Genomic DNA, 21,863 nt, shown 5'->3' with positions numbered 1-21,863 from the left:
GACGAGGGACTACCCCCTACGGGTGATGCGTCAGCCATCGGACGCGGCGCGGCTCGCCGCCCGCACCATCGTTTCCAGCCGGTCGAGGAAGCGGGAGCGGTCGGCCTTCGAGAAGGGGGGCGGCCCGCCACCCCCCGCGCCCGTCTCGCGGCGGTGGCGGGCGATCTCGCGGCCGGCGAGCGCCATGCCGATGCCGTCGGGGGTGAAGGGTTCTCCGTTCGGTTTCAGCGCGTGGGCATTGAATTTCAAGCACCGCGCGGCGAGGGGGATGTCGTTGGTGACGCAGATATCGCCAGGGCCGATCCGGTCCGCGATCCAGTCGTCGGCGGCGTCCGCGCCCTGGGCGACGGCGACCGTCTCGACCAGCGGATGCGGGTGGGGGCGCAGCCCGCCGTCGCTTACCATCACGACGCGCAGCCCGTGCCGTTCGGCCACGCGCACGGTCTCCTCCTTCACCGGACAGGCATCCGCATCGACATAGAGGGAGACCATGGCGTGCGCCCTTTGCTTCATCGTCGGTTCCGCCCGCCGCCCCTTCTTCCGCCGGACGATCGCCGGGCGGCAGGGGCGGCGGGCGATTCCCATCAGCCGGCGGAGGCGGCCGCCTTCAGCGCCTGGTCGAGGTCGGCCAGGATATCGTCGATATGCTCGATCCCGATCGACAGGCGCACATAGGCGTCGGTGACGCCCGAGGCCGCCTGCTCCTCCGCCGAGAGCTGGGAGTGCGTCGTCGTCGCCGGGTGGATCGCGAGCGAGCGCGCATCGCCGATATTGGCGACATGGTAGAACAACTCCAGCGCGTCGATGAAGGCCGCGCCGGCCGCCCGGCCGCCCTTGACGTGGAAGCCGACGAGGCCGCCGAACCCGTCCTTCAGATAGCGATTGGCGCGCTTGTAGCTCTCGCCCTCCTGCAGGCCGGGATAGATCACCTTGTCGACCTGCGGGTGCTTCTCAAGGAATTCCGCGACGGCGGCGGCGTTGCGGCTGTGCTCGCGCATGCGCAGCGCCACGGTCTCGATCCCCTGGATCGTCTGGAAGGCGTCGAAGGGGCTCTGCGCGCTGCCGAGGTCGCGCAGCAGCGTGACCCGCGCCTTGATGATATAGGCGATCGGGCCGAGTGGTTTCACCGCCTCCGTCCAGACCGCGCCGTGATAGGAGGGGTCGGGCTCGTTCAGATAGGGCTGGCGCTGCTTGAAGTCTTCCCAGGGGAAGTCGCCGCCATCGACGATCATGCCGCCGATCGTCGTGCCGTGCCCGCCGAGATACTTGGTCGTCGAATAAACGACGATCGCCGCGCCGTGCTCCAACGGCTTGCAGAGGACCGGCGCGGCCGTGTTGTCGACGATCAGGGGGATGCCGAGTTCGCGACCGATCGCGGCGACCTCCGCGATCGGGAAGACCTGCAGCTTCGGGTTCGGCAGGGTCTCGGCATAGAAGGCGCGGGTCCGCTCATCGACCGCGGCGCGGAAGGCCTCCGGGTCGGCGGGATCGACGAAGCGCACCTCGATCCCCTGATCCTTCAGGGTGTTGGCGAAAAGATTCCAGGTGCCGCCATAGAGGTCGGTGGAACTGACGATATTGTCGCCGGCATGCGCGATGTTCTGGACCGCGAAGGCGCTGGCCGCCTGACCGGAGGAGACGGCGAGCGCCGCGACGCCGCCTTCCAGCGCCGCCACCCGCTGCTCCAGCACGTCGCAGGTCGGGTTCATGATGCGGCTGTAGATATTGCCGAGCTCCTCTAGCGCGAACAGCTTGCGCGCATGCTCGGCATTGTCGAACTGGTAGCTGGTGGTCTGATAGATCGGCACGGCCACGGCGCCGGTCGCCGAATCGGCGCGATAACCGGCATGAAGCGCGAGGGTTTGGGGATTCTTGCTGTCGATCGGCATGGGAACGCTCCCTCCTTGGGTTTCGACTATTGGCGCCGATACCGGCCGGACCGGTGCGAGGATCGCTTGCGGAGGCGTGGCGAACGGCGCCGGGAAGACCCGGCGCGGAACCCGTCACGGGGCACAGAAAAACCGCCGCAGCCATCGACGGGGCTGGGCGGTTTCCGCACCAACCCGCTTTAGCTGCATTTTTAAAGCGCCCGCAAGCTGAGCCTCAAATCGGCGCTACGCGATTATGGCTAGCAGCGGTGTCGTGAGGCGTCAACGAAAATACGGCGCCCGACTGTGGATTGCCGATGCGACCCGGGCCGATTTATTCTTGCAAGTGCGAATGACTTGCAATTACATTTGTGGGGCGGCGGCACCGGAAAGGTGACCGCCGACCATGAGGGGACGGCAACGACGTCGAGGCATGGAGGCCTTTTCAGATCATGACGCATATGCGCTTTCGCCCGTCCGGCGGTGGATTCGGGGACGGCTTGGATGAACCGGTTCGCCTGGATGGGTTGGCGGAGGAGGAGCGCGTCCTGATCCGCGCCTTCCGTCGCTGGGTCGAGGGTGGGCCGGCTTGCGACGCGGCCTGGAACCAGATCGCCACGCGGTTCGGGGGGCGCCCGGGCCGGCCGATCATGGCGGCGTTGATCCTGCTCGTGGAACGACTTCGGGACAGCACCCGGCGGACCATTCAGCATCACGCCGCCTGTTGCCCGTGTCTATCGGCGGACGAGTTGCGGTTGCTCAACCTCGTGGCGGTGGCCGGGACGGGCCGGATCGACAGGGCGCGGGGCCTGGCGGCGGATCTTATCGGCCTCGATCCCTATTCGGACGGCGCGCAGGCTTTGACCGCGGGACTCGATCTGGCCGAGGCCGCGCAGCGACTCGCCGCCGCACTCGCCCCCCATGGGGCCTGCCCGACGGACCGGCCGTCGCTGGGGCTGGAAGAACCGAGCGGGCGGGAGCGTGCCTTCGGCATGGTGCCTGAGCGGGGGAAGGATACCGACCGCGCACCGACCTGGCTCAACTGACGATACCAGCCTTCGGATCAGAAATAGGGGCCGTGTCCTTCGATCCGGTATGCCTCCACCGCCGCCGGCAGGGCCTGGGCGCGTTCGAGGTGCGCGCGCAGGGCCGGACGGACCGAGGGCGGATCGGGGATCGCGAACTGCTCCAACCACCCGGCGACCATCAATAGGTAATAGTCGGCCGCCGTGACCTGATCGCCGGCGAGCCATGGTGCGCCGTGGCGCGCCAATTCCCGGTCGATATAGCCCAGATGCGCGCCTAACCGCGCGGCCGTCTCCGCGCGCACCTGGGCGATCGCCTCGTCGGTGGCGGCATAGCGGCGCGCGTAGTTATGGACATTGCTGTCCGCCTGAAGCGTATTGGTCAGATGGAAAAGCCAGCTCATGGCATGGCCGCGCGCGGCGGTGCCGGGCGGCGGCATCAGGCCGGCCGCCGGAAAATCCTCCGCGATCCTGAGGCAGAGCGCCGCCGCTTCCGTCATCACGAAACCGCCGGCCGCCGGGTCGCCGACGGCCATGGCCGGGATCTTGCCGTTCGGACTGACGGCGCGGAACCAATCGGCGTCGAGCGCCCCCTTGGCCCGGTCGACGAGCGCGAGTTGATAGGGCGCGCCCGCGTGCAGCAGGCACATATGCGGGGCGAGGCTGGCATTATCCGGATAGTAGTAGAGCGTGTACACGGTAGGGTCCCCGGCATTCATTGGCGGCCGTCCGCGCGGCCCGTTCCCATGAATGCCTCATGCAATATCCGGCCGATACGTGCAACGGGATAGGTGGGCAAGCCCTGCGGCGGCAACCGGGTAAGGCCAACCGGGCAGGGCCGAACGTGGAGGGGCGGGCGGCATGGCCCAGCCCCTCGCCATTTCGGATTGGGAGGTCGGAGACGCGAGAATCCCGCGTCAGTCCGCTTCCTCTATCCCGCCCATGGCGGATTGGAGGTAGTTCGCCTCGCCGAGCTTCTCGATCAGGCCGAGTTGAGTTTCCAGCCAGTCGATATGATCCTCCTCCGATTTCAGGATGTCGGTGAAGAGGGAACGGCTGACATAGTCCCCGGCCGATTCGCAATAGTCGATGGCGGCGCGCAGATCGGGATGCGCGATCTGCTCCATCTTCAGATCGCATTCCAGAATCTCGCGTACCGACTGACCGATCATCAGCTTGCCGAGATCCTGCAGGTTCGGAAGGCCTTCAAGGAACAGGATACGCTCGATCAGCCAGTCCGCGTGCTTCATCTCGTCGATCGATTCCTCGTACTCGACCTTGCCGAGTTCGCGGAACCCCCAGTCCTTCAGCATCCGGGCGTGAAGGAAATACTGATTGATCGCGGTGAGTTCGTTGTAGAGCACCTTGTTGAGGTGCTGGATGACCTTACTGTCGCCTTTCATGAGCCCTCGTCCTGATCGGTCGGGTGGGGCCGTGCTCGGCCCTTCAACATCCTACCGTACCAGGAATGGGTGGATTGGGACAGCCCCTCCCGTTCCGGAAAATGACTGTCGTCATCCGGGCCGGTCTCGACCGATCTGTCTCGCCTGCGACGCCGATCTTCGGCGAGACGGAGCCAGAGGCTCAGATTGTGGACGGCAAGCATCGCCGTCGCGCGGCTATTCGGCGGCCGCCGGGTACCATCGAGGCGCGTCGAGGGAGAGCGGCGGTTCCGGCCGCTCCGGCCCGTGCTCGACGGGAATCAACAGATGTTCGCCGCAACGCTCGGCGATCATGGCGCGCATCATGGGCTTGCAGCGACCGCAGACTTCCTCGCAGCCATGGTGGCCATAGACGGCCTCCTCGGCGCGGGCACCGCCCTCGATCGCGTCCTCGACCATCGAATCGCTGATCGCATTGCACAGGCAAACATACATTGGGCCCAATCGCCTCCTTTCGCCCGATATGTGCGAATGATTATCAGTAACACAATAGGGGTCAAGCGAAAAAATCGGGGAAGGCGATGGAGGGGCTAAAGAAGCGACGGCTGCTCCGGCCGGTGCGATCGCGCGCCTTCGAGGTCGAGGAGCGCGCGCTTGGTCTCGATCCCGCCGCCGAACCCGGTCAGCGAGCCGTCGGCCCCGATTACCCTATGGCAGGGCAGCAGGATCGGCAGCGGATTGGCGCCGTTGGCGGCTCCCACGGCGCGGACGGCCTTCGGGTCCCCGATCGCGCGGGCGAGCCAGCCATAGCTTCGCGTCTCGCCATGGGGAATGGTGGCCAGCGCGCGCCAGACGCGCTGGCGGAAGTCGGTGCCGGAGAGCGCGTAGGGCAGATCGAAGCGCGTAAGCCCGCCCGCGAAATAGGTCGCCAACTGCCTCCGCGCCTCCGCGAAGGCGGTATCGTCGCGGGCCCAGCCGGCCTCCGGCCCGAAGGGGCGGCGGCCGGTGGAAAAGGCGATGCGGTGCAGCCTCTCCCCGTCGCCCGCCAGCAGGATCGGTCCCACCGGGCTCTCCGTCACGCAATAGAGGAGGGGGTGTGCTTCCGTCATCGCGCTCGCGGCGCGCGGAAGCTGGAGGGCGGGCGGCCATAGAGCGCGGCGAAGGCCGCGTTGAAGCGCCGGATCGAGCCGAAGCCGGACTGGAAGGCGATGTCGGTGATCCGCAATTCGCTCTCCCGCAGGAGGCGTTTCGCCCGGTGCAGCCGGTATGTGCGGGCGACCGCGCCGGGCGAGGCGCCGAGATGCCGGTCGAAGAGCCGCGCCAGATGCCGCGCCCCGATGCCGAGGCGGTCGGCCAGCGCCTCGACCCCCGCGCGGTCGAGCGCGCCTTCCTCGATCAGTTTCAGCGCGCGGCTGACCGTCGCTTGCGTGCCATTCCAGGCGGCGGAGAAGGGCGCCGTCTCCGGCCGGCAGCGCAGGCAGGGGCGGAACCCCGCCCGTTCGGCCGCCGCCGCGCTGGGATAGAAGACGACATTCTGACGCTTCGGCTGCTTCACCGGGCAGACCGGCCGGCAATAGATTCCGGTCGTCTTGACCGCGGTGAAGAACCGCCCGTCATAGGCCGGATCCCGCCGCATCCGCGCGGCATCGCAGAGGTCGAAGCAGAGGTCGAAATCGTGCATGAGGGGATCATACCGGCCCCGGCCCGCGCGGGCGAGGGGATAGCGGATGATCGGGTCCGAAAATGGCCAGCCGCCCGGCTCGCGTGCTTGCTATAGCCAGGTCGTTCATCACCGATGGGGTGCGTCGCATGATCATGAGCCCGCGCGACTGGGGGCTGTTGCTTCTGCTTTCCTTGCTTTGGGGCGGGGCCTTCTTCTTCGTCGGCGTCGCGGTGCGCGATCTGCCGCCGCTGACGATCGTGCTCGCGCGGACCGGGTTCGCGGCGCTCGCGCTGTGGCTCTATCTCATGCTGACGGGCGCGCGGTTCGGGGCGATGCGCCCGGCGATCGGCGCCTTCCTCGTGATGGGCTTCCTCAACAATCTGGTGCCGTTCAGCCTGTTGTTCTGGGCGCAGACGGCGATTCCGAGCGGCCTTGCCTCCATCCTGAACGCGACGACCCCGATCTTCGCCATGCTGGTCGCGCATTGGACCCTGGCGGACGAGCGCATGGCGCCGCATAAGCTGGCCGGTATCCTCGCCGGCGTCGCGGGCGTGGCGGTGCTTCTGGGCGCGGATCTCCTGTCCGGGGCGGATATCGGCAGCCTTGGCATGATCGCCTGCCTGGGGGCGGCGCTGTCCTACGGCATCGCCAGCGTTTTCGGACGGCGGTTCCGGGGGCTGGGCCTGACGCCGCCGCAGGTCGCGCTGGGGCAACTGACGGCGACGACGGCCATGATGGCGCCGCTGGTGGCCTTCGCCGACCGCCCCTGGAGCCTGCCCATGCCGGGTGTCGAGACGCTGGCGGCGCTCGCCGGGCTCGCGATCCTGTCCACCGCCGTGGCCTATATCCTCTATTTCCGGCTTCTGGCGACGGCGGGCGCGGTCAATGTCGCGCTCGTCACGCTGCTGATCCCGCCGAGCGCGATCCTCCTCGGGGCGCTGTTCCTGGATGAAAGGCTGGCGCCGCATCAGGGGTTCGGCCTGTTGCTGATAGGGGCGGGGTTGATCGCGATCGACGGGCGTTTGCTGCGCCGCTGGGGCCGGCGCCGCCGCGAGGGACCCGCTCAGCCCTCCAAGTGAACCGCGATGCGCTTGTTGTGGGCGCCCTTGTTCTCGACCTTGCCGATGCGCAGTCGGCCGATTTCCCCGGTGCGCGCGACATGGGTGCCGCCGCAGGGCTGGAGATCGACATCCTCGCCGATCTTGATCAATCGCACGGTGCCGTGGCCGCGCGGCGGCGCGACCGACATGGTGCGGATCAAGTCGGGGCGCGCCTCCAATTCCGCATCGGTGATCCAGGTCGCGACCACCGGATGGTCCGCCGCCGCCAGGGCGTTGAGGTCCGTTTCCAGCTTCTCCTTGTCGAGCGCGAAATCGCCGAGATCGAAATCGATCCGGCTCTTGTCCGCGCCGACCTGGCAGCCGTTGATCGGCCGTGGGATCAAGGCCAGCATCAGATGCATCGTCGTGTGCATGCGCATCAGCTTGTGGCGCGGTTCCCAATCGATCGCGCAGGCAAGGGTCTCCCCGGCCGTCGGCGGGGGCTGGTCCGCCTCCGGCACATGGATGATGTCCCCGTCGCCATGGAGCGTCGTGGCGATCCGGATCACCGTGCCGTCCGCGCGGGTCAGCGTGCCGCTATCCCCCGGCTGTCCGCCGCCGGTCGGATAGAAGACGGTCCGGTCGAGGATGATGCCGCCGCGTTCGTTCACCGCGAGGACCGTCGCCTCGCACTGGGTCAGATAGGAATCGGCGCGGAAAAGCTCCTCGGTACGGTCGGTCATGGAATTTCCTCATGCGGCTGAACGGCGCGAACGGGAACAGTTTACCGGCGCGGGTCCCGGGGTTAAAGGCCGGGTGCTTGACCGGGGCGCGCCGCCGTCCTTGCATGGGGCCATGGAACGGAACCAGCGCGAGTGGGCCGAGGTCACGGCGAACGAGGCGGACGCCGATCGGGCGATCTGGGTTTTCGGCTATGGCTCGTTGATGTGGCGGCCGGGGTTCCGGCACCTGGAGGCGGCGGGCGCGTCGTTGCCCGGCTATCGCCGCAGCTTCTGCATCTGGTCGGAACATCACCGGGGCACGCGGGACCGGCGGGGGCTTGTCCTCGGTCTCGCCCCGGTCGCCGGGGGCGCCTGCGCGGGGCGCGCCTTTCGTGTCGACCGCGCCGATTGGCGCGATATCGCCGCCTATCTGGAGGAACGCGAACTGCGCGGCTATGCCTATCGGCCGGCCTATCTGCCGGTCGATCTGGATGGGGGGCGCCGGGTCGCGGCCCATTGCTTCGTCGCCGACCCGGAGCATCCGCATTTCGCGGGCGACCTTGACCCCGACCGCGCGGCGCGGATTATCCTGGAGGCCCGGGGCCGGTCCGGTCTGAACCGCGATTACCTGATCAATACGGTCGAGGCGCTGGAAGCCAACGGCTATCGCGAGCCCACGCTGAAGGATCTCTTGGTGCGGGTACGCGCGCTGACCGGCGCGATCGAGGCCGGCGGCGGGATCTAGAGCATGATGATATGATGTGAACCTATCCGGGACGCCGCTTTCGGTTTCTTGGGCTAGGAGCGCCGCGCGCGGCGATGCGGGGCATCGGAAGCACGGGGCGACGTCGCCCCCCATGCCCTTGGGGAGCCGAAAGCGACGCCTTCGGTCGATTTTCCGGGACCCCGAACCGCGTCGAGGCCGCTTGACGATGAACCACATCGCCCGCGCGCCCTTTCCCATGGGGCCGTGGGCCGGAAACCCGGATAATCGATCCCGGGCGGTTCAAAATGAACGCGCCACGGTCTCGGCCGTCGGCGCGCGCGTGGGACGTTCTTCGTCAGGTGGATTCCTCTCCATCGCCAGTCCGGTGCTTTCGGCCAGGGCCGAAAGCGGGTTATCCTCGTCCTCGGATGGGGGAACGGGATTTGGGAAAACGGCCATATCATGTCGGAACGGGTGGACGACCTCGAAGGGACCCTCGCGGAGCCCGCCTTCGCGATTGCGCGTGAAGTCTTCGAATATTGGCGCGAATGCGTGCCTGGCCGCGATTCCATGCTGGTCCCGCCGGATCGCGCGGCGATCGATCCGTTGCTCGATATTCCACAGGCGGCGCCCTATCTGACCCTGTTGGATATCGAGAAGGGGGAGGATGGTCGCCCCCATGATTATTTCTTCCGCCTGGTCGGCACCCGAATCGTCGATTTCGAGGGCGAATGCACCGGACGTCGCCTGAGCGACATGATGCCCCGGTCCCAGTTCCCGAATGCATGGGCGCAATACGAGGATGCCGTCGCCGGGCGGCTTTGGATCCGGATCGAGACGCTCGATTGGCAGGATCGCGGGCATATGCGCTACAGTTCGTTATTCATGCCGCTCAGACGCGGTGGCCGGTCGGTGGAGATGCTGCTGGGCGTGCATTATTCGGAAGCCGCGTCGAACATCGGCCGTCCCGCCATTTCCACTATGACGACGCGTCCGGTGGACACTCTCCCCCCGCGCCGAGAGTGAGTTGCATGGTCACCACGTCGATCCAGCGCTCATGTTTCCAGCCGATGGCCCGCGCGCGGCCGACCTCGGCGAAGCCGAGCGCCGCATGCAGCGCGACCGAGGCGTCGCCGGCACTAATCACGGCCATCATCTGACGCTTGCCGAGCGCTTCGCAGCGCGCGATCAACTCGGCCATCAGCATCTTCGCGACACCTCGGCGCCGAGCCCATTCAGCGACATAAACCGAATTCTCGACCGTGAAGCGATAGGCCCGCCGCGGCCGATAGAAGCCGGCATAGGCGTAGCCCGCGACATGGCCGTCGATTTCCGCCACGAGATGCGGTAGCCCATCGGCCAGCAGCCCCTCTCTGCGGCGGGCCATTTCCGAAACGTCCGGTGCGACGAGTTCGAAGCTCGCCACGCCCGTTTCCACTTCGCGGGCATAGATCAAGGCGATGGCGGAAATATCCTCGGCGCGGGAATCGCGGATTTGGCATGGCTGCGGGGGGGACATGGGCGATTCTCCCGGTTGAGAAAGAGGGCGGCTGAGAAGAGGGCAGCGTGCGTCCGCGCGGGCGCGACAATATCGCCGAGGCGCCCCGCCGCCTAGTTGAAAGCGCGATGGATGGAAGGTTCGTCGGCCGAACGGCCGCTGCAGGATAGGCCGGACTTCTTCCGTTTAACGCGACTTTAACTGGCATGGTGTTCTTTTGCATGGATTTTACCCCGATATGACTGGGGGATGGGCAAGAATGCTGGACGGGACGGCGCGGCTTCGCGAGGATAACGGGCATGGCGATCGGCGAGAGAAACAAGGGTGGGCGAAGGGCCGATAACGTGCCCGATGGGTCGATTCCCTTCGCGGTCCGGGTCAAGGCGTGGTGGGAAGGTGTCAATCCGCGCCATCTCATGGGCGTCGGCCGCGGCATGGGAGAGCGTGCGGACGTCGTGGGACCGCCCCCGCGGGAGCCGGAGGAGACCGGACGCTGGACGGCGAGCCGGCGCAGTTTCTGCCAACGGCTTTGGGGGGAGGATGAGAACGACGAAGTCGTGCGTCCGGGGGGCAGCCAGTACAGCCTCGAACTCGCCAAGCCGATGGGCCTCGATTCCACCAAGAGCGCGATCGATCTCGCCGCGGGGCTGGGCGGTGGAACGCGGCGTCTGGCGTCGGCGCTGGACCTTTGGATCGTCGGCTATGAATCGGACGCGGAACTGGCCGGGCACGCGATGGAACTTTCGCGCAGGCACGGCCAGGAGCGCCGCGCGCCGATCCATGCGCTGGACGAGGAGACTTTCGACCTGCCGGAGAAGTCGGTCGACGGTATCCTGATGCGCGAACGTTTCAACCGCATTCGCAACAAGCCGAAGCTGCTCGATACCGCCTTCAACGCCTTGCGGCCACGCGGGCATCTGATCATCACCGATTTCGTGTTGCGCGATGAGGCGGCGCTGGCCGATCCATTGGTTACGCGCTGGCTGAAATTCGATGCCCAGCGCGCCCCCGGCGGACTGGAATCCACCCTCTGGACGATGGCGGACCTGAAAAGGGAATTGCTCTCCAAACGCTTGGATTTGCGTATCTATGAGGATGAGAGCGAGAAATATTCCAGCATGCTGCGCGCGGGATGGGCCCGTTTCGCCGATGGCTTGGACAAGTCGGAGATGACCAAGACCTTCGGAAGGATGATGCTAAGCGAGGCGGAGTATTGGCTGCTGCTTGGCAATGCCCTTGATTCCGGTGCGCTCCGCTATGTGCGCGCGCATGCTATCCGGGGAGGAGAGACGCTATAGGGCGTGCCGTCGCCGTCTCTCTCCGCTTGCCGGAAATTGGCGCGGAAGCATTTGACAAGCCGAGGCGCCCTGCCTATTTTCCGCGCGGTTCCGGGCCGGGGACGCGCGACGGTTTCGTCTGGCGCGCGCTTCGGCCCTTGTTCAATGGTTGGGATACCAGGATCGGGAGTTGGTGCGATGCGTGTCGCCTCTTCGCTGAAGACGCTCAAGAAGCGGGATAAGAATTGCCGCGTGATCCGCCGTCGCGGGCGCGTCTATGTCATTAATTCCAAGAACAAGCGGATGAAGGCCCGCCAGGGCTGATCCGTCATGCCCGCACCCGCGCGCCCTTGCACGGCGCCGCGCGGGATGGGGCGAGGGTTCGGAAACACGAAGCCGGTCGCGGTCATGGAGGCCGCGGCCGGCTTCGTGTTTGTTGGGTCCCTTCCATGCGCCGCTTTCTCGCCATTCCCGATTGTCCGACATTGTCAGACACGGCCCCGCGAGATGCTTGAGCTCTTCTTCGTGAATTGGTAATACCACTTGGCGTGTGCCCATTGAGCACGCGTCATGGGCTTGTCATACTGATCCCGCGATAGGGCCAACGGCACAAGCAAGGCGCATAAGCAAGAATGGCGTCCATCGCGCGAGGGAGGAATAACCGCCATGGAGATGCCGGCCCCCGATAAGGGCGTCATCGCGCGGCGCGCGGCGATCGCCGAGGAACTGCGGGCGATCGTGCCGGGGGAGGGCGTGATCGTCGACGAGGACGAGCTGCGTCCCTATGAATCCGATGGTCTTACCGCCTATCGCACCCTGCCGTTGATCGTCTGTTTGCCCGAGACGGTGGAGCAGGTCGCTGCCGTGATGCGCTATTGCAAGGCGCATGGTATCAAGATCGTGCCCCGCGGGGCGGGCACCTCGCTCTCCGGTGGGTCGCTTCCGCTCGCCGACGGGATCATTCTGGGCCTGGGGAAGTTCAACCGTATCCTGGAGGTTGATTACGACAACCGTTGCGCCCGGGTGCAGCCGGGGGTCACGAATCTGGCCATCACCACGGCGGTTCAGGCCGACGGCTTCTATTACGCGCCCGATCCGTCGAGCCAGATCGCGTGTTCCATCGGCGGCAATGTGGCGGAGAACTCCGGCGGTGTGCATTGCCTGAAATATGGCCTCACCACCAACAACCTGCTCGGCATCGAACTGGTGACGATGGATGGCGAGATCCTGCGTATCGGCGGCAAGCATCTGGACAGCGCCGGTTACGACCTGCTCGGCCTGCTGACGGGGTCGGAGGGGCTGTTGGGCGTGGTGACGGAGGTGACGGTCCGCCTCCTGCCGAAACCGTCGAGCGCGCGGGCCCTGCTCGTCGGCTTTCCGACCAGCGAGGCGGCGGGCGATTGCGTCGCGGGCATCATCGCCGACGGAATCATTCCGGGCGGCATGGAGATGATGGACCGGCCCGCCATCAAGGCGGCGGAGGCGTTCGTCCAGGCCGGTTATCCGCTCGACGTGGAGGCGCTGCTGATCGTCGAGCTGGACGGGCCCGAGGCGGAGGTCGATCACCTGATCGAGCGGGTGCGCGCGATCGCGGAGGAAAAGGGCGCGGTCTCCGTCCGTGTCTCCGAGTCGGAGGAGGAGCGGGCCCGCTTCTGGGCCGGTCGCAAGGCGGCCTTCCCCGCGATCGGCCGTATTTCCCCCGATTATTACTGCATGGACGGCACGATCCCGCGCGGCCAGCTTCCCCTGGTGCTGCGGCGCATGCGGGAATTGTCGGAGCATCACGGCCTTGGCGTGGCGAACGTCTTCCATGCGGGCGACGGCAATCTGCACCCCCTTATCATGTACGACGCGAACAAGCCCGGGGAGTTGGAACGCGCCGAGGAATTCGGCGGTGATATCCTAAAGCTCTGCGTCGAGGTCGGCGGCGTGCTGACGGGCGAGCACGGCGTGGGCGTGGAGAAGCGTGACCTGATGGGCACGATGTTCAACGCGGACGACCTGGCCCAGCAGCAGCGCGTCAAATGCGCCTTCGATCCGGACGGGCTGCTGAATCCGGGCAAGGTGTTCCCGATCCTGCACCGCTGCGCGGAACTGGGGCGCATGCATATCCATCGGGGGCAATTGCCTTTCCCCGACCTGCCGAGGTTTTGAGGGATGGGGGATGTCCGGCGTGCTATCCCGGTTCGATCCTTCCCAATGAAGGGGGAAGGAGCATTATGACGTGCCCCCATGAGCGCGAGGGGGCATTCCGATGACCCAGGCCCTCAAGCCCGAAACACCGGCCCAGCTTCTCGACGCCATCGCCTGGGCGAATTCCGACCGCAAACCTCTGGAACTCGTCGGCACGGGCACGAAACGCGGCCTTGGCCGTCCCATGCAGACGGCCTTTACGCTCGACCTTTCGGCTTTTACCGGGATATCGCTCCATGAGCCGGCGGAACTCGTCCTGAGCGCCGGCGCCGCGACCCCGATGGCGGAGGTCGAGGCGGCGCTGGAGGCAGCGGGCCAGGAACTGGCGTTCGAGCCGCCGGACTTCTCCGCACTTCTCCGCGTGCCGGGAATGGGCACGCTGGGCGGCGTGCTGGCCGCTAATCTCTCCGGCCCCCGGCGAATCAAGCAGGGGGCCGCGCGCGACCATTTCCTGGGGTTCGAGGCGGTTTCCGGACGGGGGCAGGCCTTCAAATCCGGTGGGCGCGTCGTCAAGAACGTGACCGGCTACGACCTTTGCAAGTTGATGGCGGGTAGTTGGGGCACGCTTGGCGCCATGCACGGCGTCACCGTGAAGGTTCTGCCGCGCGGGGCGAAAACGCGCACCGTCCTGCTGTTCGACGTGGATGCGGCGGCGGGTATCGCGGCCCTGACCGATGGTCTCAACAGCCCGTGCGAGGTCTCCGGCGCGGCCTGGCTTCCGGCTTCCGTCGCCGCGCGCAGCGGCGTCGACATGGTCGCGCGGGAAGGCGCGCCGGTCGCGGCCCTGCGGGTCGAGGGCTTCGGCCCCTCGGTCGAGGCACGCTGCGGGATGCTGCGCGCCTTGTTGAAGGATCGCGGCGCGACGGAGGAGTTGCACAGCCACCGCAGCCACGCCTTCTGGCGGGAGGTGCGGGACGTCGCCCCCTTCGCCGGCGCCGATGATGACCGGATCGTCTGGCGGATTTCCGTACCGCCGACGGAAGCCGCGCGGGTCATCGCGGCGACGGCCGGGATCAAGGGCGCGGAGGCTTATTGCGACTGGGGCGGTGGGCTCATCTGGCTCGCGGTGGACGCGCCCCGGACCGGCGCGGACGGGCTGGTGCGCGATGCCGTCGCGACCACGGGAAGCGGTTGGGCCCAGCTTTTTCGGGGCGGAGACGCGTTGCGCGCCGCCATTCCCGTCTTCCAGCCCGAGCCCGCGCCTGTCGCGGCGCTCACGCGGCGCATAAAGGATGGTTTCGATCCCAACCGGGTGCTCAATCCCGGCCGGATGAACGAAGGGGTATAGGCGCGGGATGCAAACCAATTTCACGCTCGCCCAACTCGCCGATCCGGATATCGAGGAGGCGAACAAGATCCTCCGCAACTGCGTGCATTGCGGCTTCTGCACGGCGACCTGTCCGACCTATGTGCTGCTGGGGGATGAGCTCGACAGCCCGCGCGGCCGCATTTACCTCATCAAGGATATGCTGGAGAACGACAAGCCGGCCTCGGAAAAGGTGGTGAAGCATATCGACCGCTGTCTTTCCTGCCTCTCCTGCATGACGACCTGCCCGTCCGGCGTCCATTACATGCATCTCGTCGATCAGGCGCGCGAGCGGATCGAGAAGACCTATGTCCGCCCGCTGCCGGAACGGATGCTGCGCCGCCTGTTGTCGGTCGTGCTGCCGCGTCCGGGACTGTTCCGTCTGGCGCTGGTGGGGGCTTGGTTCGCGAAGCCTTTCGCGGCGTTGGCCCCCGGACGGATGAAGGCGATGCTGGGGATGGCGCCGCGCCGCATTCCGAAGGTCAGCGCGGTCGACGTCCCCCAAACCTTCCCGGCGGAGGGGGCGAGGAAGGGACGTGTCGCGATGCTTTCCGGTTGCGCGCAGCAGGTCCTGGCCCCGCAGATCAACGAGGCGACGGTGCGTCTGTTGACGCGCGGCGGCTATGACGTCGTCGTGGCGGGGGGCGCCGGGTGCTGCGGCGCCCTGACCCATCACATGGGGGATACGAAGGACAGCCACCGCTGGGCCCGTGCGAATATCGAAGCCTGGATCGCGGAGCATGAGCGCGCGCCCCTGGATGCCGTCATCATCAACGCGTCCGGGTGCGGGACGACGGTGAAGGACTACGGCTATATGTTCCGCACCGATCCCGACATGGCGGAGAAGGCACGGACCGTCTCCACCCTTACCAAGGACATCACGGAATTCCTGGCGGAAAAGGGGCTGCCGCCGGAGGGCGACAAGGGAGTTGAAGGGCGGGCGAATTCCCTGACCGTCGCCTATCATTCCGCCTGCTCGATGCAGCATGGCCAGAAGATCACGCGCGCGCCGAAGGATTTGCTGGCGGCGGCCGGCTTCTCGGTGGTGGAGCCGGCGGAAGGGCATCTGTGCTGCGGGTCGGCCGGCACCTACAACCTGATGCAGCCGGCAATCGCCGATCGCCTCAGGACGCGCAAGGTCGCCAATATCGAACGCACCCGGCCCGACCTCGTTGCCAGCGGCAATATCGGCTGCCTCACGCAGATCGGCGGGGCGACGGACTTGCCGGTGGTGCACACGGTCGAATTACTGGACTGGGCGACGGGTGGTCCGCGACCGGCTGGCTTGGGCTGACCGTTTGGGCCGACGCCTCGCGCGGTATCGCTTGTCACGGCCTTGTGCTTCGATAGACTCTTCGCTTTCCGAAGTTTCTTTCCACGGCAGGGGGGACGATCGATGCCGACCTTCTTCGACTTCGATGTGGTGCCGGTTCATGAGGTTCTGATCCGGGTCGCGCTAGCGGCGCTGTTCGGTCTGGTGCTTGGCCTCGACCGGGAGCGGAAGAGAAAACCGATCGATTTCCGTGCCTTCATGATCGTCTGTGTCGCGACCTGCATCGTCGCGATCATGGCGCAGGAATTGTTCGCCGATTATCGGGACGCGGAGAATACCGTCCGTCTCGACTTCATGCGCATTATCGAAGGCGTGCTGACGGGCATAGGATTCCTCGGCGCCGGGGCGATCATCCGCCTGAATGACGGGGAAGGCGTGCGCGGCACGGCGACGGGAGCCAGCATATGGACCTCCGGCGTCTTGGGGCTGACGCTCGGGTTCGGCTTCTATGGCCTTGCCTTCATCGGGTTCGTGGCGATGGCGACGATTCTGGTCGTGCTCGGATTCCTGCGCCCGCAACTCGCCGACAAGGAAGATCATGGCGCGTGAGCAAGGGGGGCGGTGGCATCCGGTGTGCTTCGATGTCGCCGACGCTTGTGCACGGGCTTGATCCGTCGGCCGCCCGGCGAAAAACTTCACCCATGAGCGTCGATGTCCCGAAAGATACCTTGGCCGACCGGGCCCATATGCGCGCGGCGCTGACACTGGCCGCGCGGGGGCTGGGCCGGGTCGCGCCCAACCCGGCGGTCGGGTGCGTGCTGGTGCGCGCGGGACATGTCGTCGGGCGCGGTTGGACCCAGCCGGGCGGTCGCCCGCATGCGGAGCGCGAGGCGCTCTACCGCGCGGGCGTGGCCGCGCGGGGTGCCACCGCCTATGTCACGCTGGAGCCGTGCAGCCATCACGGCGCGACCCCGCCCTGCGCCGATGCCTTGGTCGAGGCCGGCATAGCCCGTGTCGTCGCCGCCATGGTCGATCCCGACACGCGGGTCGCCGGCCGGGGGATCGCGCGGCTGCGCGCCGCCGGTATCGCGGTGGAGACGGGATTGCTGGAGCGGGAGGCGCGTCGCCTCAACCTCGGCTTTATCCTCAACCGGACGGCCGGCCGGCCGCTGGTGACGTTGAAGCTCGCCACCACGCTCGACGGGCGCATCGCGACGGCGGTTGGGGAAAGTCAATGGATCACCGGACCGGCCGCGCGGGAAGCCGCGCACCAGATCCGCGCCGACCATGACGCCATCGCGGTCGGGATCGGCACGGCGCTCTCCGACGATCCCAGCCTGACGGTGCGGTTGCCTGGCGATCCGGGACCGGCGCCCCTTCGTGTCGTATTCGACAGCCGGGGGCGCCTCGGCGCCGATGCGAAGCTCGCCGACGGCGCGGTGCCGAGCCTCGTTCTTGTCGGGGAGGGCGTGGGCGCGCCCACAGGTATCGGCGGGGCGTCGGTCGCACCCGTCGCGCGTGGCGGGGATGGGCGGATCGACCCCGTGGCCGCCCTGACCCTGCTGGCCGAGCGCGGGGTCACGCGGCTGATGGTGGAAGGGGGGGGCACGCTCGCCGCCGGGCTGTTGTCCGCCGGGCTGGTGGATCGGATCGCCTGGTTCCGCGCGGGCGGGGTTATCGGCGGGGACGGCCTCGCCGCTGTGGGGCCGATGGGGCTGGCGGCACTTTCGGACATGCGGCGCTTCACGCTGGCTGAAACGCGGCCGGTCGGCGCCGATGTGATGGAACTCTGGGAGCGGCCGATTGCGTTGGACGCCGTAGCGGCTGTTTAAAGCCGGTCCTCCAGGCCCAGAGCGCGGGCGACCTCCAGGATCATCTTGGCGCGCACGGCCTCGGCGAAGGTGCGGTTCTCGTTCACCGTCATGACGAAGGCGCCGAACCCGCCGATCACGTCCCGTTCGTAATGGCCGACCAGCTCCTCCGGGTCCCAGCCGGGCAAGCCGCCTTCCCGGTGCAGGACGAGCAGGGCGTTGATCGTCACCCCCTTCGAGACCGCCTCGTCCCGCGCGGCGGTGATCGGCCGGCCGCCGATATTGGGGCCGTCGGCGGAGACGTCGACGATGCGCCTCAGGCCGTCATAGCGGTTCGTCTCCATCATGGTGACGGAATAATCGATGGCGTTGGAGATGGAATTGTAGCCGGTCGCCTGCCGTGGCGCCGCCCGCAGGGAGCGGCCGAAGGCGGCCGCGCTCTCCGCCCCGTCGATCACGGTCCAATCGACGATGGTATGCTGCGAGAAGGGGCCGCCCCATTCGACATAGGCGACCGCGATGCGTCCGGTCAGCCCGCCCTGGATCAGGGTCAGGATTTCCGGATCGGCGATCGCCTCGGCATAGCCGTCACGCTGCAGCGCCAGTTCGCCGTCGTCGATCGAGCCGGAGCCATCCGCCGCCAACACCAGTTCCAGATCGACATCCATTTGCTGTGCGAGTGCGGTGGGCACATGGATCGGCCACGACAGCGCGGCCAGTATCAACCCCAACAGGAGGAACCGGAGGGAGGACGCATATCCTGTCACCATGGCGGAACCCCTTATCGTCACCGTGAATACCCGATCCGACAATATAGCGCGGATCGCGCGACGGGCGAGTGACGGCATGGAAGACAGCCCCGCCGCCAGGTGTTAGAGCATGATCATAGGATATGGACCCATCCGAGACGCCGGTTTCGGTTTCTTGGGCTAGGAGCGCCGCGCGCGGCGATGCGGGGCATCGGAAGCGCGGCGCGACACTGTCCAGGGAGCCGCAAGCGGCGCCTTCGGTCGTTTTTCCGGGGCCCCGAACCGCGTCGAGGCCGCTTGACGATGACCCACATCGCCCGCGCCCTCTTCTCGCCGGAAACCCGGGAAAACGATCTCGGATGGGTCCATATCCTATCATCATGCTCTAGCGTCCCCGCCGCATTTCAGAACCGGAACATCAGGGAAGGTACGCGTTCCATGGCCGACACCGTCACGCTCAGCCTCGAAGAAGGCTTCACTCTCGCCGTCGAGGCGTTCCTCGCCAATGGCTGCGACCGGCGCAATGCCGAGGCCGTCGCCCGCAACATGATGCGCGCGGAGGGCGATCGCTGCGCCAGTCATGGATTGTTTCGCCTGCCGGGCTATCTCGCCTCGCTGCGCGCCGGCAAGATCAACGGCAAGGCCGATCCGACGGTGATCGACCTCGCCCCCGGCGCGGTGAAGGTGGATGGCGACGGTGCCATGGCCCCCGTGGCGCATGAGGCCGGTTACGAGCCGCTGATCGAGAAGGCCAGGAGCCAGGGTATCGCGGCGCTGGCGTTGACCCGGATCCACCATTTCTCCGCCCTGTGGATCGAGGTGGAGCGGCTGACGGAGGCCGGTCTCGTCGGCTTCGCCTTCACCGCCTATAAGCCGGTGGTGACCCCCGGTGGGGGCACCAAGGCGCTTTACGGCACGAACCCGATGGCGTTCGGCTGGCCGCGCCCCGGCAAGGACCCGGTGATCTTCGATCAGGCGTCCTCCGCCAAGGCGCGGGGGGAAATCCAGATCGCCGCGCGCGACGGTCATGAGGTGCCGCCCGGCACCGGCATCGGCCCGGACGGGGAGGAGACGACCGACCCCAATCTGATCCTGAAGGGCGCGCAGCTTCCCTTCGGCGGCTATAAGGGCGCCAATATCGCGATGATGGTGGAATTGCTGGTGGCCGGGTTGATCGGGGAATGGTTCAGCTTCGAGGCGGCCGAGAAGGATGCGGAGGATGGCGGCCCGCCGCGCGGCGGGGAATTCATGATGGCCATCGATCCCGCCCGTTTCGGCGATGCCGACGGTTGGGCGGCGCATTCCGAGACCTTCTTCGAGCGCTTCCTCGGCATTCCCGGCACCCGGCTTCCCTCCGCCCGGCGCTACGGAAACCGGAAAGAGACGCCGTCCGACGGCATCACGATCCCAACCTCCCTGCACGAGAAGATCCGCGAGATGATGTGAGGGCCCGCGCCCGCCCCATCGCCATACCGGAGTGCCCGTCGCGGAGCCTGGACGGATCGTCGGCCATCGACCATAGTTTCGGCTGTCCGACAATCAGACCAATAGGCCCCGGCTAGGCTCCCGGCCTAGGCCCTCCAGGTCAAGAAACGCCCCGGAAGGATTCGCGCATGACGCCCGATGAATTGCTCGCCCAGCTCAAGGTCCCGGCGATCGCCTCGCCGATGTTCCTGGTCTCCGGCCCCGATCTGGTGGTGGAGACCTGCCGGGGTGGGGTCTTGGGCACCTTTCCGACGCTGAATCAGCGCACTTCGGAAGGCTTCGATCAGTGGCTGACGGAGATCGAGGAGCGCCTGGCGGCCGCGCGGCAGGCGGGGGAGCGGCCCGCGCCCTTCGGCATCAATCTCATCGTCCATGCCTCCAATCCACGGGTGGAGGCGGATCTGGAGATCGCGGTGCGCCACCAGGTGCCGGTCGTCATCACTTCCCTCGGTATCCGGCCGGAGGTGATCGAGGCGGTGCACGGCTATGGCGGCCTCGTCTTCCATGACGTCGTGCAGGGCCGTCACGCGCGCAAGGCGGCGGAGGCGGGTGTCGACGGCCTGATCGCGGTTTGCGCGGGCGCGGGCGGCCATGCCGGCACGCTCAACCCCTTCGCCTTCACGGACGAGATTAGGCGGTTCTTCGACGGGCTGGTCATTCTCGCCGGCGGTATCTCCGATGGTCATCAAGTGGCGGCGGCGCGGATGATGGGCGCGGACCTCGCCTATATGGGCACGCGCTTCATCGCCACGGCGGAAAGCCGCGCCGACCCGGATTACAAACGGATGATCCTGGAGGCCGGGACCGCCGATATCGTCTATACGCCGGAGATCAGCGGCGTTCCCGCCAATTTCCTGAAAGCCAGCCTGGAGCGGAACGGCCTAGACGGCGCGGGCAAGGGGCCTGACGCCTTCGACTTCGGGGAGCGGGAGGCCAAGGCCTGGCGCGATGTCTGGTCCGCCGGCCATGGCGTGACCAGCATCGACGATCTGCCGGCGACGGCGGACCTCTGCGCGCGTCTCGTGGCGGAGTATCGGGACGCGGCCGGCCGCTTGCGGTTCAACGATGCCGCCTGAAATGCGAATTGAAGGGGCACGTTGTCTCGTCACCGGGGGCGCCGGTGGCATCGGCCGGGCGTTGGCCCGGGCGCTGGTCGCGCGCGGGGCGGGCGCGGTGGTGCTGTCCGACCGGGCGGGACCGGCCCTCGATGCCGAAGCGGCGGCGATCGGGGCGGAGGCCATGGCTAGCGATCTGACCGACCCCGACGGTCCCGCCGACCTGATCGCCCGGGCGGAGGCGGCGATGGGCGGGATCGACCTGATGTGCTCCAACGCCGGGGTTCTGATCGCCGACCCGGACCCGGCGGACGCGGCCAGCGCGCCGGATGCGGACTGGACCCTTTCCTGGGACCTGAACGTCATGGCGCATGTACGGCTCGCCCGCGCGGCGCTGCCGGGGATGGAACACCGGGGCGGGGGGCATATGTTGCTGACCGTCTCCGCCGCCGGGTTGCTGACCATGATCGGGCATGCGCCCTATGCGGTGACCAAGGCGGCCGCCCTGGCCTTCGCCCAGAATCTCGCCATCACCCATGGGGATCGGGGCATCGGCGTCTCGGCCCTGTGTCCGCAGGCGGTGACGACCGGCATGCTGCGCGCGACGCCCCGGCCGGAAGCGGCGATGGCCGCCGCCGCGTTGTCGGCGGAGGATGTGGCGCAAGCGGCGCTTGATGGCGTGGCGGCCGGACGCTTCCTGATCCTGCCGCACCCGGAGGTCGCGGACTATGTCCGCCGGCGGGCGGACGACCTGGACCGCTGGATCGGCGGCATGCGGAAGATGCGCCGGACGCTGGGATAAGGGGCGCG

The 21,863-nt window shown here is 67.3% G+C and carries 24 protein-coding genes and 1 riboswitch; of the genes, 14 read left to right on the top strand and 10 right to left on the bottom strand.

Annotation, left to right across the window (positions count from 1 at the left end; genetic code table 11):
* Positions 1-30: 30 nt before the first annotated feature.
* Both KAJ83_RS07735 and KAJ83_RS07730 read right to left on the bottom strand, forming a co-directional pair.
* The gene (locus tag KAJ83_RS07735; RefSeq protein ID WP_379786855.1) at positions 31-513 is read right to left on the bottom strand and encodes a YaiI/YqxD family protein; all 483 of its coding nucleotides are present in this window, start codon (positions 511-513) and stop codon (positions 31-33) included.
* A 71-nt stretch (positions 514-584) separates the two neighbouring features.
* Positions 585-1,889, bottom strand: coding sequence for an O-acetylhomoserine aminocarboxypropyltransferase/cysteine synthase family protein (locus KAJ83_RS07730; protein WP_210681475.1), 1,305 nt, complete (start codon positions 1,887-1,889; stop codon positions 585-587).
* Positions 1,890-2,047: 158 nt separating this feature from the next.
* Positions 2,048-2,125: riboswitch (SAM riboswitch) on the bottom strand.
* A gap of 195 nt (positions 2,126-2,320) precedes the next feature.
* On the opposite strand from KAJ83_RS07730, the gene KAJ83_RS07725 reads away from it, so the two are divergent.
* Entirely contained in the window at positions 2,321-2,914 is a 594-nt protein-coding gene (locus tag KAJ83_RS07725; protein ID WP_210681474.1) for a hypothetical protein, read from the top strand.
* 17 nt (positions 2,915-2,931) lie between these two features.
* Here the strand turns inward: KAJ83_RS07725 and KAJ83_RS07720 are convergent, their stop codons facing one another.
* The 5 genes from KAJ83_RS07720 to KAJ83_RS07700 form a co-directional block, all read right to left on the bottom strand.
* On the bottom strand, positions 2,932-3,591 hold the full coding sequence (locus tag KAJ83_RS07720; RefSeq protein WP_210681473.1) for a glutathione S-transferase family protein: 660 nt from the start codon (positions 3,589-3,591) through the stop codon (positions 2,932-2,934).
* 219 nt (positions 3,592-3,810) lie between these two features.
* Positions 3,811-4,296 (bottom strand): bacterioferritin, encoded by a 486-nt coding sequence (bfr, locus tag KAJ83_RS07715; RefSeq protein WP_210681472.1) that lies wholly within the window; start codon positions 4,294-4,296, stop codon positions 3,811-3,813.
* A gap of 216 nt (positions 4,297-4,512) precedes the next feature.
* Positions 4,513-4,770, bottom strand: a complete 258-nt coding sequence (locus KAJ83_RS07710) for a (2Fe-2S)-binding protein (protein ID WP_210681471.1) — start codon at positions 4,768-4,770, stop codon at positions 4,513-4,515.
* A gap of 95 nt (positions 4,771-4,865) precedes the next feature.
* The gene (locus tag KAJ83_RS07705) at positions 4,866-5,384 is read right to left on the bottom strand and encodes a methylated-DNA--[protein]-cysteine S-methyltransferase (RefSeq protein ID WP_210681470.1); all 519 of its coding nucleotides are present in this window, start codon (positions 5,382-5,384) and stop codon (positions 4,866-4,868) included.
* Positions 5,381-5,956 (bottom strand): bifunctional transcriptional activator/DNA repair enzyme AdaA, encoded by a 576-nt coding sequence (locus KAJ83_RS07700; protein WP_246484317.1) that lies wholly within the window; start codon positions 5,954-5,956, stop codon positions 5,381-5,383. The genes KAJ83_RS07705 and KAJ83_RS07700 overlap by 4 nt, the downstream gene beginning before the upstream one ends.
* A gap of 128 nt (positions 5,957-6,084) precedes the next feature.
* On the opposite strand from KAJ83_RS07700, the gene KAJ83_RS07695 reads away from it, so the two are divergent.
* Positions 6,085-7,017 (top strand): DMT family transporter, encoded by a 933-nt coding sequence (locus KAJ83_RS07695; RefSeq protein WP_210681469.1) that lies wholly within the window; start codon positions 6,085-6,087, stop codon positions 7,015-7,017.
* Here KAJ83_RS07695 and KAJ83_RS07690 read toward each other — a convergent pair.
* Positions 7,002-7,721 carry an alanyl-tRNA editing protein gene (locus KAJ83_RS07690; protein ID WP_210681468.1) on the bottom strand — a complete coding sequence of 240 codons (720 nt, stop codon included), beginning with the start codon at positions 7,719-7,721 and terminating at the stop codon, positions 7,002-7,004. The two genes, KAJ83_RS07695 and KAJ83_RS07690, sit on opposite strands and share 16 nt — an antisense overlap.
* A 112-nt stretch (positions 7,722-7,833) precedes the next feature.
* Here KAJ83_RS07690 and KAJ83_RS07685 point away from each other — a divergent pair, with 112 nt between their 5' ends.
* Together KAJ83_RS07685 and KAJ83_RS07680 are read left to right on the top strand one after the other, a co-directional pair.
* Entirely contained in the window at positions 7,834-8,445 is a 612-nt protein-coding gene (locus tag KAJ83_RS07685) for a gamma-glutamylcyclotransferase (RefSeq protein ID WP_210681467.1), read from the top strand.
* 423 nt (positions 8,446-8,868) lie between these two features.
* Positions 8,869-9,432, top strand: coding sequence for a PAS domain-containing protein (locus tag KAJ83_RS07680; RefSeq protein WP_210681466.1), 564 nt, complete (start codon positions 8,869-8,871; stop codon positions 9,430-9,432).
* Here KAJ83_RS07680 and KAJ83_RS07675 read toward each other — a convergent pair.
* Positions 9,386-9,925 carry a GNAT family N-acetyltransferase gene (locus KAJ83_RS07675; protein ID WP_210681465.1) on the bottom strand — a complete coding sequence of 180 codons (540 nt, stop codon included), beginning with the start codon at positions 9,923-9,925 and terminating at the stop codon, positions 9,386-9,388. The two genes, KAJ83_RS07680 and KAJ83_RS07675, sit on opposite strands and share 47 nt — an antisense overlap.
* A gap of 278 nt (positions 9,926-10,203) precedes the next feature.
* On the opposite strand from KAJ83_RS07675, the gene KAJ83_RS07670 reads away from it, so the two are divergent.
* From KAJ83_RS07670 to ribD, 7 genes are all read left to right on the top strand, one after another.
* Positions 10,204-11,202 carry a class I SAM-dependent methyltransferase gene (locus tag KAJ83_RS07670; RefSeq protein WP_210681464.1) on the top strand — a complete coding sequence of 333 codons (999 nt, stop codon included), beginning with the start codon at positions 10,204-10,206 and terminating at the stop codon, positions 11,200-11,202.
* Positions 11,203-11,379: 177 nt separating this feature from the next.
* A complete protein-coding gene (ykgO, locus tag KAJ83_RS07665) occupies positions 11,380-11,505 on the top strand; it encodes a type B 50S ribosomal protein L36 (protein ID WP_210681463.1) in 126 nt (41 codons plus the stop codon).
* Between the two features lie 342 nt (positions 11,506-11,847).
* Positions 11,848-13,335, top strand: coding sequence for an FAD-linked oxidase C-terminal domain-containing protein (locus KAJ83_RS07660; protein ID WP_210681462.1), 1,488 nt, complete (start codon positions 11,848-11,850; stop codon positions 13,333-13,335).
* Positions 13,336-13,435: 100 nt separating this feature from the next.
* Entirely contained in the window at positions 13,436-14,662 is a 1,227-nt protein-coding gene (locus KAJ83_RS07655; protein ID WP_210681461.1) for an FAD-binding protein, read from the top strand.
* Positions 14,663-14,669: 7 nt separating this feature from the next.
* On the top strand, positions 14,670-15,974 hold the full coding sequence (glcF, locus tag KAJ83_RS07650) for a glycolate oxidase subunit GlcF (protein ID WP_210681460.1): 1,305 nt from the start codon (positions 14,670-14,672) through the stop codon (positions 15,972-15,974).
* Positions 15,975-16,076: 102 nt separating this feature from the next.
* Positions 16,077-16,562 carry an MgtC/SapB family protein gene (locus KAJ83_RS07645; RefSeq protein WP_210681459.1) on the top strand — a complete coding sequence of 162 codons (486 nt, stop codon included), beginning with the start codon at positions 16,077-16,079 and terminating at the stop codon, positions 16,560-16,562.
* 92 nt (positions 16,563-16,654) lie between these two features.
* Positions 16,655-17,785, top strand: coding sequence for a bifunctional diaminohydroxyphosphoribosylaminopyrimidine deaminase/5-amino-6-(5-phosphoribosylamino)uracil reductase RibD (gene ribD, locus KAJ83_RS07640; protein ID WP_246484316.1), 1,131 nt, complete (start codon positions 16,655-16,657; stop codon positions 17,783-17,785).
* Here ribD and KAJ83_RS07635 read toward each other — a convergent pair.
* On the bottom strand, positions 17,782-18,534 hold the full coding sequence (locus KAJ83_RS07635; protein ID WP_210681458.1) for a DUF1194 domain-containing protein: 753 nt from the start codon (positions 18,532-18,534) through the stop codon (positions 17,782-17,784). The genes ribD and KAJ83_RS07635 overlap by 4 nt on opposite strands.
* Positions 18,535-18,951: 417 nt before the next feature.
* On the opposite strand from KAJ83_RS07635, the gene KAJ83_RS07630 reads away from it, so the two are divergent.
* The 3 genes from KAJ83_RS07630 (at position 18,952) to KAJ83_RS07620 (ending at position 21,855) form a co-directional block, all read left to right on the top strand.
* Entirely contained in the window at positions 18,952-19,959 is a 1,008-nt protein-coding gene (locus KAJ83_RS07630) for an Ldh family oxidoreductase (protein WP_210681457.1), read from the top strand.
* A gap of 167 nt (positions 19,960-20,126) precedes the next feature.
* Positions 20,127-21,074 (top strand): NAD(P)H-dependent flavin oxidoreductase, encoded by a 948-nt coding sequence (locus KAJ83_RS07625; protein ID WP_210681456.1) that lies wholly within the window; start codon positions 20,127-20,129, stop codon positions 21,072-21,074.
* Position 21,075: 1 nt separating this feature from the next.
* Positions 21,076-21,855, top strand: a complete 780-nt coding sequence (locus tag KAJ83_RS07620; RefSeq protein ID WP_210681455.1) for an SDR family NAD(P)-dependent oxidoreductase — start codon at positions 21,076-21,078, stop codon at positions 21,853-21,855.
* The last annotated feature ends 8 nt before the right edge of the window (positions 21,856-21,863 follow it).

Origin of the sequence: Marivibrio halodurans, assembly GCF_017963645.1 — a bacterium.
In the GTDB taxonomy this organism is placed as follows: Bacteria; Pseudomonadota; Alphaproteobacteria; order UBA8366; family Aestuariispiraceae; genus Marivibrio; species Marivibrio halodurans.
This window is presented reverse-complemented; position numbering and strand designations above follow the sequence as displayed.